Annotated in this window: 11 protein-coding genes and 1 riboswitch; of the genes, 7 read left to right on the top strand and 4 right to left on the bottom strand. The window is 67.6% G+C overall.

Features of this window, described 5'->3' with window-relative positions:
* The first annotated feature begins 3 nt into the window (after nt 1-3).
* The 3 genes from AC1DBX_RS00365 (at nt 4) to ndk (ending at nt 2,308) form a co-directional block, all read left to right on the top strand.
* Entirely contained in the window at nt 4-1,362 is a 1,359-nt protein-coding gene (locus AC1DBX_RS00365; protein ID WP_476930798.1) for a bifunctional folylpolyglutamate synthase/dihydrofolate synthase, read from the top strand.
* A gap of 3 nt (nt 1,363-1,365) precedes the next feature.
* Nucleotides 1,366-1,821, top strand: a complete 456-nt coding sequence (locus AC1DBX_RS00370) for a DUF4233 domain-containing protein (protein WP_476856911.1) — start codon at nt 1,366-1,368, stop codon at nt 1,819-1,821.
* A 73-nt stretch (nt 1,822-1,894) separates the two neighbouring features.
* Complete coding sequence (gene ndk / locus AC1DBX_RS00375; protein ID WP_018773361.1) at nt 1,895-2,308, top strand: nucleoside-diphosphate kinase; 414 nt, start codon at nt 1,895-1,897, stop codon at nt 2,306-2,308.
* A gap of 141 nt (nt 2,309-2,449) precedes the next feature.
* Here the strand turns inward: ndk and AC1DBX_RS00380 are convergent, their stop codons facing one another.
* The 4 genes from AC1DBX_RS00380 to AC1DBX_RS00395 all read right to left on the bottom strand — a co-directional run bounded on the left by AC1DBX_RS00380 (nt 2,450) and on the right by AC1DBX_RS00395 (nt 5,281).
* Nucleotides 2,450-3,115 carry a hypothetical protein gene (locus AC1DBX_RS00380; RefSeq protein ID WP_476930799.1) on the bottom strand — a complete coding sequence of 222 codons (666 nt, stop codon included), beginning with the start codon at nt 3,113-3,115 and terminating at the stop codon, nt 2,450-2,452.
* Nucleotides 3,112-3,834, bottom strand: a complete 723-nt coding sequence (locus tag AC1DBX_RS00385; RefSeq protein WP_476930800.1) for a dienelactone hydrolase family protein — start codon at nt 3,832-3,834, stop codon at nt 3,112-3,114. Before AC1DBX_RS00385 ends, AC1DBX_RS00380 begins: the two co-directional genes overlap by 4 nt.
* Nucleotides 3,835-3,898: 64 nt before the next feature.
* Nucleotides 3,899-4,444: a flavodoxin domain-containing protein gene (locus tag AC1DBX_RS00390; RefSeq protein ID WP_476856908.1), complete on the bottom strand. Its 546-nt coding sequence runs from the start codon at nt 4,442-4,444 to the stop codon at nt 3,899-3,901.
* Between the two features lie 165 nt (nt 4,445-4,609).
* Nucleotides 4,610-5,281 carry a vitamin K epoxide reductase family protein gene (locus AC1DBX_RS00395; RefSeq protein WP_476930801.1) on the bottom strand — a complete coding sequence of 224 codons (672 nt, stop codon included), beginning with the start codon at nt 5,279-5,281 and terminating at the stop codon, nt 4,610-4,612.
* Between the two features lie 483 nt (nt 5,282-5,764).
* On the opposite strand from AC1DBX_RS00395, the gene AC1DBX_RS00400 reads away from it, so the two are divergent.
* The 4 genes from AC1DBX_RS00400 to rpmA all read left to right on the top strand — a co-directional run bounded on the left by AC1DBX_RS00400 (nt 5,765) and on the right by rpmA (nt 11,942).
* Nucleotides 5,765-9,052, top strand: a complete 3,288-nt coding sequence (locus AC1DBX_RS00400) for an Rne/Rng family ribonuclease (RefSeq protein ID WP_476930802.1) — start codon at nt 5,765-5,767, stop codon at nt 9,050-9,052.
* 148 nt (nt 9,053-9,200) lie between these two features.
* A riboswitch (TPP riboswitch) is annotated at nt 9,201-9,298 on the top strand.
* Nucleotides 9,281-10,906: a bifunctional hydroxymethylpyrimidine kinase/phosphomethylpyrimidine kinase gene (locus AC1DBX_RS00405; protein ID WP_476930803.1), complete on the top strand. Its 1,626-nt coding sequence runs from the start codon at nt 9,281-9,283 to the stop codon at nt 10,904-10,906. Its footprint overlaps the riboswitch before it by 18 nt.
* 402 nt (nt 10,907-11,308) lie before the next feature.
* Nucleotides 11,309-11,617: a 50S ribosomal protein L21 gene (gene rplU, locus AC1DBX_RS00410; protein WP_018773353.1), complete on the top strand. Its 309-nt coding sequence runs from the start codon at nt 11,309-11,311 to the stop codon at nt 11,615-11,617.
* A gap of 61 nt (nt 11,618-11,678) precedes the next feature.
* On the top strand, nt 11,679-11,942 hold the full coding sequence (rpmA, locus tag AC1DBX_RS00415; protein WP_009372867.1) for a 50S ribosomal protein L27: 264 nt from the start codon (nt 11,679-11,681) through the stop codon (nt 11,940-11,942).
* Nucleotides 11,943-12,039 lie beyond the last annotated feature (97 nt).

Here is a 12,039-nt window from a genome sequence, read left to right on the forward strand (position 1 = left end):
ACCATGACCGATGAATTCTCCGTTGAAAGCGTCTACGCCGAGCTCCTGGGCCGGGCGCCGGAAAACAAAATAGAGCCGCGGCTCGCCCCGCTGCACCGGGCCATGGAAATCCTGGGGGAGCCGAACAAGGCGTTCCCGATCATCCACGTCACCGGCACCAACGGCAAGACCTCCACGGCCCGGATGATCGAGGCCGGGCTGCGCGCCCACGGCCTGAGCACCGGCCGCTACACGAGCCCGCACCTGTCCAAGGTCACCGAGCGGATCAGCATCGACGGCGCCCCGGTGCCGGATGAGACGTTCGTCCGGATCTGGGACGAGATCCGTCCCTACCTGCAGATCGTGGACGGCGAACTCGAGGCGGCGGGCCAGCCCCGGCTGACCTACTTCGAGTGCCTGACCATCCTGGGCTTCGCGGTCTTCGCTGACCAGCCGGTCAACGTCGCCGTGATCGAAGTGGGCCTGGGCGGCATCACCGACGCCACGAACGTCGGCGATGGCCAGGTGGCCGTCATCACCCCGATCTCGCTGGACCACACCGATCTGCTGGGCGACACCACCGGGGACATCGCCTACGAGAAGGCCGGCATCATCAAGCCCGGCAGCTTCCTCATCAGCGCGGCGCAGCCGGTCGACGCGGCCCAGGTCCTGCTGGAAAAGGCCAAAGAGGTCAACGTGCCGTTCCGCTTCGAGGGCGTGGAGTTCGGCGTCGAATCCCGCACCGTCGCGGTCGGCGGCCAGATGGTCACCATCCAGGGCATCGCCGGACGCTACGAGGACCTGCTGGTGCCGCTGCACGGCGCGCACCAGGCCGAGAACGCCGCCGTCGCCATTGCCGCGCTGGAAGCGTTCTTTGGCGGGGAAAAGGCGATCGACGCCGAGATCCTGCAGGAGGCCTTCGCCTCCGTCACCTCCCCGGGTCGGCTTGAGGTGGTCCGCACCGCGCCGACCATCATCGTGGACGCGGCCCACAACCCGGAGGGCATCCGGGTCTCCGCCGAGGCCATCCACGAGGCCTTCAACTTCACCAAGCTGGTGGTGGTGGTCGGCGTGCTGCGGGAGAAGGACGCCGAGGAGATCCTGCGCCAGCTCAAGGAATCCCTGGGCGGCCTCGCCACCGAATACTGCTTCACCCAGTCCAACTCGCCCCGGGCCGTCCCGGCCGAGGACCTGGCCGAAATCGCGGTTGACCTGGGCTTCGGCGAGGAGAACATCCACGTCGCCGGGAAGCTCGATGATGCCCTCGAATGGGCCGTGGAACGGGCCGAAGCCGATGACGAGCCCGCCGGCGGGGTCCTCGTGACCGGTTCCATCACGCTCGTCGCGGACGCCCGGATCCTGCTCGGAAAGGCGGACGCTTAAGCGATGGCGAAGCTCACCAAAGCCCAACGCGAATGGCGCCCGGGCATGCCCAAAAAACGACGGTCGACGAAGGTCATGTTCGCCTCCACGGTCCTGCTGCTGGAAGCGTTCGTGGTGCTCTTCGGCACACTGGCCGTCTTTGGACTGCACCGGAACGAATACCCTGCGGCCCTGGTCTTCTCGGTCGGGATCGGCCTGTGCCTGGTCTTCGTCTTCACCTGCGCTGTCCTCTCGAAGCCGTGGGGAGTGGCCCTGGGCTGGGTCCTGCAGCTCGTGCTGATCCTGGGCGGCATCGTGGAACCGGCGATGTACCTCGTCGGCGCGCTCTTCGCCGTGGCGTGGTGGTACGGGATCCGGACCGGCATCCGGATTGACCGGGAAGCTGCCCAGCGGGAGCGCGAGCAAGCTGACTGGGATGCCGCCCACCCCCAGGGCCCCGCGCCGGGAAAGAGCGCCTGAACCTCCATCCCGGGCACCTGGCCCGAACCCCGTAGACTTGACCCAAATCCCACCCCAACACATTGGAGCAGCTGTGAGCATTGAGCGCACCCTCGTCCTGATCAAGCCCGACGGCGTCGCCCGCAACCTGTCCGGCGCCATCCTGAGCCGGATCGAAGCCAAGGGCTACACCCTGGCCGAGCTCAAGAAAGTCGACGCAAGCCGCGAACTGCTGGAGCAGCACTACGAGGAGCACGTCGGCAAGCCGTTCTACGAGCCGCTGGTTGAGTTCATGCTCAGCGGCCCCGTGGTCGCCGCGATCTTCGAGGGCCACCGCGTGATCGAGGGCTTCCGCACCCTCGCCGGCACCACGGACCCGACGACGGCGGCGCCCGGTACCATCCGCGGCGACTTCGGCCGCGACTGGGGCCTGAAGGTCCAGCAGAACCTGGTCCACGGCTCGGATTCGGCGGAATCCGCCGAGCGCGAGATCAAGATCTGGTTCTAGCCCGAATTTCGGACGCCCTCCGCCACCGAGGGGACAGTTAAGGCCAATGTTCGTACCGGACATTGGCCTTAACTGTCCCCTCGCGCTCTGGCACCTCGCTGCGGGTGGGGCTTCACGGGCCGCTCCGGGTCCGGAGACCTCTCATCGGCTGGCGAGGCGCACTAGATTCGAGAACTGACGGGTCTGCATGACCCAATGCGCGGGCTCCAGCATGGTGATGCTCAGGATGGGTTGCAGCCATTGTGGCTGTAGCGACCAGTAGCCGCTGACTACCAGCCGGGTGCGCTCACCCGCGGCCTCCCGCAGCTCGAATCCCCAGAGCGAGTCGGTGCAATAGCGCGGCCGGGTTCGTGCCGGGTCGAAGGGACGCCCGCGGAGATCGACCGACATACGCAGGCCCAGGAACCTCTCGGGTTCAAGCGCCGCGACCGCCCACCACTCGCTGCCGTCGGGCTTCGCCGCCAGACGGTCATCGATGGCGATGTCCTGCCACTCCGGATGGATGCGCCCTGCGCTGCGGCGCCCGAAATTATCGAGACGGTCCCAGCTGTACCAGCCGGCGCGATCCGTTCCCATCTGCACCAGCCAGGGCCACACGCGGGAAGGGGGCGCATCGATGGTCACCGCCATGGTCGCGCTTCGGGTGCTGCCCGGAATCAACCCGGCGCCCGGGTAAGGTCCCCGCGCTTCGTCAACGGTCGCACCCCAGCGAAGCAGGCGTGGCCGCGCAACGGCCAGGTATCCGGTGGTGAAAACGGCCACGGCACCCGCTGCCAGCAGGGATCCCCTCGGTGCAGGGTGCATCATCGCGCTTCCCCCTCAGTGATCAGGTGTTCCCGGAAGAACCCGAGGATGCGCAGGCGCGCGTCCTCGGCGGAGGGTTCGTGGTAACCGGCAGCGACCAGCTTCGCGAGCAACTTGTCCCCGAACGTGAGCTCCGACGGGCCATGCCTGTTGAGGAAGCCGTGACCGGCGTCGGGATAGACCTTGATGTCATGGTCTATCCCGGCGTCGGCGAGCAGCGGCTCCAGACGCGCCGGGACCTTGCGCACTCCGGGCCAGCGGTCCCTGGCGCCGTAGCTGCCAACGATGGGGCAGGCGCGGGGCATTGCGCGGGCGGTCCCGTCATCGAGTCCGCCGTAGTTGACGCTTGCCGCGGCGAAGTCATGGTCCGGGGCCAGCATGAGGGCGAACCCGCCGCCCATACAGAAGCCGATCACGCCGATCCGGCCGGTGCAGCCGTCCTGTCCGGCCAGCCAGGCGCGGGTGAGGTCCAGGTCGCCGAGGGGCCGCCAGCCGCGGATGAGGGACCACAAGCAGGCCGTCCTGGTGCCCCAGTAAAACAGGTCAGGTGCCACGGCGAGGAACCCCTCGCCGGCCAGCCAGTCGGCCTGGTCTCTGGTGTCACGGCTCAGGCCGAGTGCGTCATGGATGACGACGACGCCGGGCCACGGACCGGTACCGGCCGGCGTCGCCGCGTAGGCAGGCATGTCCCCTCGTTCGGCGTGAATGCTCACAATGGTCATGGGTCCTCCCGGGCACGCCCCACCGAGCCGGGCGCCGCGGCCGGGATGCGCAGTCCCGACGGCATTAGCCTGTGATGCTGCCTGAAGACGTGGACGAAGCAGGTTTAGCGAGTTGGGCCGTAATCTGATCCGTCCATTCGTCGACTGCCGCCCAGTCCCGCAAATCCCCAAATCGGCCGCCGGTGAGCCGGAACAACACCCGGAGCGGTGCCGGCATCTGGCCTGCCTGGTAGACGCCGGAGAAGAGTTTGTGGCCTCGAAGTGGAACTTCTTTGATCAGGACTTCTGCCAGACGTTCCTGTTGCAGTGCCGCGCCGCGCCGGCGTATGGGCTTGGGCAGCGCATCCGCCATCCCTACACTGAAGGCCCAGACGGGCCGACTGGCCAACTCGCGGGCGTGGTGTTTGAAGAACAGCAAAGCCGGGGGCAGCCAGGCCTGGTTGTGGACGGCGCTGCCGACGACGACAGCCTCATAGCGGGAGAGGGCCCCGACGTCCTCCACGGACCGGCACTCTACCTCGCCCAGTGCACCCGCCATGCGGGATGCCATATGTTGTGCCATCTCCCGGGTGGAGCCCAGGGCGCTTGCGTAGGCAATTAGAACAGTCATCAAGAGGCCTCCGGTCTTCCTTCCTCCAGCCTTATGTAACCTGCGCGCGCGGGGTCGTGCCATAAGTCCCGACATGGGCCCGGACCCTCTCACCGAAGAGACGGCTAAGGCCAATGCCCAGCGCGAGCATTGGCCTTAACTGTCTCTTCGATGCGGTTGGGGCGTTTAGTAGCCGGAGGTTCCGATGAAAACCTGGATGAAGGCGAAGAAGATCGTCGCGACGACGGCGACGTACAGCAGCGCCGTAATGATCCAGCCGGAGTCGCCGATCACCTTGGTGGGACCGGCGGGCAGGGCAATCACGCCGTGGGAGATGTTCCGGACGCTCACCCAGACGAACAGCGGGATCATCACGGCCCAGACGATCATGCAGAACGGGCAGAGGATGTGGATGGCGTACAGGGCCTGGGACCAGAGCCAGACCACGAACGCGAAGCCCAGCGTCACGCCCACCTGAAGCCCCAGCCAGTACCACCGGGAAAACCGGGCGCCGGCCAGGATACCCATGGCCGTGGTGATGATCACGGCGAAGGCGACAATCCCGATGAACATATTGGGGAAGCCGAACACGGAACTCTGCGGTGTCTGCATGACCTGGCCGCAGGAGATCCACGGGTTCACGTCGCAGACCGTGACGTGGTTCGGGTCCTTCAGGACCTCCAGCTTCTCCAGCACCAGGGCCCCGGATGCGAGCCAGCCGATGACGCCGGTGATCAGCAGGAGCCAGGCGAACGGGCGGTCGCGGGTCATCGTGGGAAGGGACCGCGCCGCGGGGGCCGGGCCGGAACCCGGTTGGTGCACGGTCGCGTCGCCGGCAGTGCTGGAGATGCTGGGCATGGAAATTGAGTCCTTTTTTAGTCGTCTTGACCGGGTGCTTCTTGCCCCGATTGTAACGCCGGAGGCTGAGCAGCGCCGGAGAACGGCCCCGCCCGCCACGCCCGGCCGCGCCTGTTGCACTTCCGGCCCCGCCTGCCCCTGCTTTCACGGCTCCTGTGAGACAATGATCGTGGCTGGAACCCGATCCACATCCGGATTCCGGTCCGGCGATTTTGTTTCAAGACCGCCAATGATGAGCAGGGAGCTGCGGATCCTCTGATTCCAGCTGTCCCGCAATGCCATTGGACGGCACCTGGTTGTGGCGTGTAGGTCAACGGGTTCCAAAACAATCTCGCCGGCCCTCCAGGGCTGCCGCACCCCACTGCCGGTGCGAACCTGAGGGTATTCAATTGACTTCTGTCAATGCCTGCGGGTGTTGACGCATATTTGCCCCCAAGGGGCGCCGAATGTGGCGGCGCATCAGGGGCAGGAGTGTCGCCACATATGGATAATGACCAGGTAGTAGCCGGAAACGAAGAACTAGTAGTCACCGGGGAAGCGCAGGGAACTGCGGAAGCAGAGGCTCCGGTAGCGCCGAAGAGGGCCGTACGGACCCGCCGGAAGGCGCCCGTCGCCAAGGTCAACGCCGCGGAGGCGGCCGAGGCTGTTGCCGAAGCCGCGGCCCTGGCCGACGCGGCCGGTTCAGATGAGCCCGTCCGGGGCCGCCGTAAGCCGGCCAACGTCGAAGCAGCCGTAACTGAAACTGTTGAACCCGAAGCTGCTGTATCTGAAACTGCTGTATCTGAAACTGCTGCCGCCGGGACTGCGGCCAAGGCGCCCGCGCGGCGCACCCGGACCCGGAAAGCTGTAGCAGCCCCGGAACCGTTGCCTGCCTTCGCCGGCGACGCCGAAGCCGGCGCACCTGCCGCGGCTGAGGCCCCCGCAGCAGCTGGCACTGACGCAGCTGCCGCCGCAGAAGCCCCCGCACAAACGGCCGCAGAGACGGTTGCAGAGAAGCCGGTCCGCCGCCGTGCCAGCCGTGCCAAGGCCGCCCCGAAGGCCGAAGAAGCACCCGCGGCAGTACTCCCGGCCGAAGAAGCCGCCGCGGCGGAAGCATCCACCGCGGAAACCGCCGCAGCCCAGCCTGAAGAGCCGGAAGCCCGCCCCGAGGAAAGCCCGGCCGCGTCGCTGTTCATGGAACCGGGTGCCCTCACTTCCGTCATCTTCCAGGCCCCGGACCTGAGCACTGTGGTGCGTCCGGCCCCCGTTGCCGCCGCAGCAGCTGAGCCCGAGGACGAGGAAGGCGACGAGGACGAGGACGCCGGCAACCGCCGTCGGCGCCGCAGCCGCGGCCGGCGCGGCCGCACCCGCACCTCTGCCGAGTCCGACACCGAGTCGGAAGGCACCGAAGAAGAGGGCGACGAAGGCTCCGAGTTGATCCTTGAAGACGGTGTGACCTCCCGCCGCCGCCGCCGCCGTCGCCGTGGAGACCAGGACCTCGAGCTGACCGGCGGGGAAGGCGACGATCCGCCCAACACGGTGACCCGCGTCCGTGCGCCGCGTGCCATGGCCGAGGCGCCGGTGAACAACCGCGTCACTTCCGTCAAGGGCTCCACCCGCCTGGAAGCCAAGAAGCAGCGCCGCCGCGAATCCCGCGACACCGGCCGCCGCCGTACCGTCATCACCGAGGCCGAGTTCCTGGCCCGCCGCGAGTCCGTGGACCGCCAGATGATCGTCCGCCAGCGCGACGACAGAATCCAGATCGGTGTCCTTGAAGACGGCGTCCTGGCCGAGCACTTCGTGTCCAAGACCCAGCAGGACTCCCTGATCGGCAACGTCTACCTGGGCAAGGTCCAGAACGTGCTGCCCTCCATGGAGGCCGCTTTCGTGGACATCGGCCGCGGCCGCAACGCCGTGCTCTACGCCGGTGAAGTGAACTGGGAGTCCGTCAACCTCGAGGGCAAGCAGCGCCGCATCGAGAACGCGCTGAAGTCCGGCGACTCCGTGCTGGTCCAGGTCACCAAGGACCCGGTCGGCCACAAGGGCGCCCGTCTCACCAGCCAGATCTCGCTGCCCGGCCGGTACCTCGTGTACGTGCCCGGCGGTTCCATGACCGGCATCTCCCGCAAGCTGCCCGACGTCGAACGCAACCGCCTCAAGCGGATCCTCAAGGACCGCCTGCCCGAGGACGCGGGCGTCATTGTCCGCACCGCGGCCGAGGGAGCTTCCGAGGAAGAGCTGACGCACGACATCAACCGCCTCCGCGCGCAGTGGGAAGGCATCGAGAGCCAGTCGACGTCCACCAAGATCCTCGCCCCCGAGCTGCTCTACGGCGAACCTGACCTGACCATCAAGGTGGTCCGGGACGTCTTCAACGAGGACTTCTCCAAGCTGATCGTCTCCGGCGAGGAAGCCTGGGACACCATCGAGGCCTACGTCACCTACGTCGCGCCGGACCTCGTGGGCCGGCTCGAGAAGTGGACCAAGGACACGGACATCTTCGCGGCCTGGCGCATCGACGAGCAGATCCACAAGGCCCTGGACCGGAAGGTCTTCCTGCCCTCGGGCGGTTCGCTCGTGATCGACCGCACCGAAGCCATGACCGTGGTGGACGTTAACACCGGCAAATTCACCGGCTCCGGCGGCAACCTCGAGGAAACCGTCACCAAGAACAACCTGGAAGCGGCCGAGGAAGTCGTCCGGCAGCTGCGCCTGCGCGACATTGGCGGCATCATCGTGATCGACTTCATCGACATGGTGCTCGAATCCAACCGCGACCTCGTGCTGCGCCGCATGGTGGAGTGCCTGGGCCGGGACCGGACTAAACACCAGGTGGCCGAGGTGACCTCGCTGGGCCTCGTGCAGATGACCCGCAAGCGGATGGGCACCGGGCTGCTGGAAGTCTTCGGCGAACAGTGCGAAACATGTGCGGGCCGCGGCATCGTCACCCACGACGAGCCGGTGGAGCACCGCCGCGCCAACACGGTCGCCGCGGAGCACTATGTGCCGCGCACCGAGGCGCAGCCTGCTGCCCGCCCGGAACGCAAGAGCCGTCGCCGCGGCCGCGGAGGCCAGGGCGGAGAGACCGCGCCGGCCGCACCCGCGCCCGTCCACGCCGAACCCACCGAGGCCGAACGCCACGCCAAGGCCGAGGCCACCCGTGCCGCGCTGGCCAACATCGCTGCCGCAGCGCACGCCGCGCACCTGCACGACGGGGAGGCAGCCGCAGCCAGCGACGCCGGGGCCCGCCAGGCCGCCGTCGACGCCGTCACGCAGCTCGCAGCCGCCGACGAGGCAGCCGGCCGCCCCGCAACGGTGCTGACGTTTGGCGGCGAGCAGGTGGCCCTGCCTTTCGTCGAGCACGCGGAGGACGCGCCGTCACCGGCCCTGACCCTGGACCTGCTGACCGAGGCCTTCGCAAACCTGGGCGAAGCCGAGGCCGGCAAGCCGGATCAGGCCGCCGGCCTGGCGGCCGGTCAGGCAGCAGCTGTTGCCGCACCGGAAGCCACGGCGCCCGAGGCGCCGTCGGCCGTCCGCGCTGCGGAGGCGCCGGCGTCACGCACAGCTGACACCACGACGCTGCGCGGCCGCCGCGGGCGCCGCAACCGGAGTGCCAGCCGCGCCCAGGGCGCAGCCAACGAAACCTCCGTGGAGCACCGCGAGGCAACCCGGCCGGCCGCGGCCGGATCGGTCCACGAGGCCAAGGCTCCCGCCGCGGCCGGGCCTGCGTCCATCCCGGCCGGCAACGAGCCGATCATCCTCGGCGTCGGCGTGCCGGCGTCGGAGCTGTAGTCCTCCGCGACTGACCACGTCCCCGTCCGGTCATTATTTCGACTGGTCGGGCTGCGGGTCCGGGTCAGGGCAGACGTAACATACGTCCGCCCGGGCCCGGGCCCGCTCGTGCGTTAACGGGTCCTCCGGGTGGCAAGGGCTAGGCTGGAACACTGACACGGGGTGCCGGGCACCGGGCCGGCTGAGATCCAGACCCGTTGAACCTGTCCGGTTAGCACCGGCGAAGGGATGTCTTCCTTGTCCGCGAGATCGAATCCGTCCGAGTTCCTCCCGCCCAATTTTCTGCACAACGAGTCTCTGCCGGCCCCGCCGCGCATTCCCCGCGTGCTGGCCATCGCCGGCTCCGATCCCTCCGGCGGGGCCGGAATCCAGGCCGACCTGAAGAGCATCGCGGCGAACGGCGGCTACGGCATGGCCGCCATCACCGCCCTGACAGCGCAGAACACCCAGGGCGTGCGCGCCGTCCACGTCCCCCCGGCGGCGTTCCTCACGGCGCAGCTGGACGCCATCAGCGACGACATCGGCATCGACGCCGTCAAGATCGGCATGCTCGGTGACGCCGCCGTGATCGACGCCGTCCGCAGCTGGCTGGAAAAGGTGCGCCCCGCCGTCGTCGTCCTGGACCCGGTGATGGTCGCCACCAGCGGGGACCGGCTCCTGCAGGAATCCGCCGAGGCCGCCCTGCAGGCCCTCCTGCCGCTGGCGGACCTCATCACGCCCAACCTCGCCGAACTCGCCATCCTGCTCAAGGAACCCGTCGCTGCCGACTGGACCGAGGCCCTGGCGCAGGGCAAGCGGCTGGCCGCCCTGACCGGCACCACCGTCCTGGTTAAGGGCGGACACCTCCAGGGCGCCGGGCGGGGGGACGGGCATGCCCACGACGCCGACGGCCACGACGCCGACGCCGGCACCGGCTGCCCGGATGCGCTGGTCAACACCGGCGGCCTGCTCGGCCAGGAAACGGTGGTGGTGCCGGGGGAGCGGATCGCGACGCGCAACAGCCACGGCACCGGATGCTCCCTGTCCTCGGCCATGGCCACCGTGCAGGCCCGGGTGGGGGACTGGGAAGCGGCGCTGCGGGAAGTCAAGCCGTGGCTGCTGGGCGCGCTCCGCGGAGCCTCGGCCCTGGACGTCGGCTCGGGCAACGGCCCGGTCCACCACTTCCACCACCTGCAGCACCTCCAGGCCGGGCACGGTCCGGCGGCGGGGGAGTTCGCCGCAGCCCTGCGCGCAGGAGCCGCGGATGATCTTGAGGCGATCTACGCCCTGGACTTCGTCCGCGGACTGGCCGACGGCACCTTGCCCGAGCACGAGTTCGCGTACTACCTCGCCCAGGACGCCATCTACCTCAACGGCTACTCCCGGGTCCTGGCCCGGGCCGCGGCGATTGCCCCCACCGAGGCCGAGCAGCTGTTCTGGGCCCGTTCGGCGCAGACCTGCCTGGAGGTCGAATCCGAGCTGCACCGTTCCTGGCTCAGCACGCGCCCCACGGCCTCCACCCTGGGCCCGGTCACGAAAGCGTATGTGGACCACCTGCTGGCCGCCTCTGTCTCCGGCAGCTATGGCGTCCTCGTGGCGGCGGCGCTGCCCTGCTTCTGGCTCTACGCCGAGGTCGGTTCCACGCTGCACCGGGAGTTCCTGGCCGGCGGCGCCCCCGGGGAGCACCCCTACGCCGGCTGGCTGCGGACCTACGCCGACGAGGACTTCGCCGCCGCGACCCGGCAGGCCATCGCGTACACGGACACGGCGGCCGGGCGGGCATCGGAGAGCGAGCGGCAGGCCATGGCCCTGGCTTTCCGGCAGTCATCGCGCTACGAAGTGGACTTCTTCGACGCGCCGCGGCTGTACGCCTGACGCGAGCTGGTCCGGACTACCGGTACGATGGTGGGGCACGGTTCCGGAAGTCGTTGCGGCAACACAGCTCAAGATGGTCAAGATCCCGGCCAAGAACATTGGCAGGGACTTTGCATCAAGATGTTGTGGCGCCTATCACGGACTACCCGCCGGAACCAGCCTCATTTGCGGCCGAAGGCAAAATTAGCGTATTCTAGATCTTCGGTGCTTACGCCAACACTTGGGTTATGACCCTGAGAACGGTCCGCTTGGAATTCCAAATGGATTTGTTCCGGGGATAGCTCATGGGTTCCCCCGGGGAATCCACCGGCGTTGAGGCACAGCGTGAGCCGGTCCAAAGAATTTGGCCCCTGGTTCCGCACGCAAATCTAGTAATAAACGTCGAGAGAAGTGAGTTCCCCAGTGGTGTACGCGATTGTCCGCGCAGGCGGCCGCCAAGAGAAGGTTTCCGTTGGAGACTTCGTTACCCTGAACCGCGTCCCCGGTGGAGCCGGCAGCACCTTTGAGTTGCCCGCACTGCTCCTGGTGGACGGTGACAAAGTCACGTCTGCTGCTGCGGACCTGGCCAAGGTAACGGTTACGGCTGAGATCCTCGAAGACCTCCGTGGTCCGAAGATCGTCATCCAGAAGTTCAAGAACAAGACCGGTTACAAGAAGCGTCAGGGCCACCGTCAGGAACTGACCAAGGTCAAGATCACCGGTATCAAGTAACTCTTCGTTACTGTTCAGGTTCCAGCAGATTCCCCAGAATTTTTGAAGGCAGGCATTTCAAATGGCACATAAAAAAGGCGCGAGTTCCACTCGCAACGGTCGTGACTCCAACGCCCAGTACCTCGGCGTAAAGCGCTTCGGTGGCCAGGTAGTTTCCGCAGGCGAGATCATCGTCCGCCAGCGCGGCACCCACTTCCACCCGGGCGCCGGCGTAGGCCGCGGCGGGGACGACACCCTGTTCGCCCTGACCCCCGGTGCTGTCGAGTTCGGCACCCGCCGTGGTCGCCGCGTTGTGAACATCGTGGCTGCTGCAGCTGCAGAGTAACAATAAGTTCTAAATCGGTGGGGCGGGCCATTAGGTCCGCTCCACCGGTGTTTTAACCGCATTACAATCATCTTGGGCGCCTTTGGGGGTCCGGGGA

This window comes from Arthrobacter sp. 10N44_2, from assembly GCF_056394385.1.

Excerpts from the sequence above, each read along its gene's own strand:
- AC1DBX_RS00385 (WP_476930800.1), bottom strand. The coding sequence starts at position 3,834 with ATGACCATTGTGAGCATTCACGCCGAACGAGGGGACATGCCTGCCTAC.
- AC1DBX_RS00395 (WP_476930801.1), bottom strand. The coding sequence starts at position 5,281 with ATGCCCAGCATCTCCAGCACTGCCGGCGACGCGACCGTGCACCAACCG.
- AC1DBX_RS00405 (WP_476930803.1), top strand. The coding sequence starts at position 9,281 with ATGTCTTCCTTGTCCGCGAGATCGAATCCGTCCGAGTTCCTCCCGCCC.
- AC1DBX_RS00365 (WP_476930798.1), top strand. The coding sequence starts at position 4 with ATGACCGATGAATTCTCCGTTGAAAGCGTCTACGCCGAGCTCCTGGGC.
- rpmA (WP_009372867.1), top strand. The coding sequence starts at position 11,679 with ATGGCACATAAAAAAGGCGCGAGTTCCACTCGCAACGGTCGTGACTCC.
- AC1DBX_RS00390 (WP_476856908.1), bottom strand. The coding sequence starts at position 4,444 with ATGACTGTTCTAATTGCCTACGCAAGCGCCCTGGGCTCCACCCGGGAG.
- AC1DBX_RS00400 (WP_476930802.1), top strand. The coding sequence starts at position 5,765 with ATGGATAATGACCAGGTAGTAGCCGGAAACGAAGAACTAGTAGTCACC.
- AC1DBX_RS00370 (WP_476856911.1), top strand. The coding sequence starts at position 1,366 with ATGGCGAAGCTCACCAAAGCCCAACGCGAATGGCGCCCGGGCATGCCC.
- AC1DBX_RS00380 (WP_476930799.1), bottom strand. The coding sequence starts at position 3,115 with ATGATGCACCCTGCACCGAGGGGATCCCTGCTGGCAGCGGGTGCCGTG.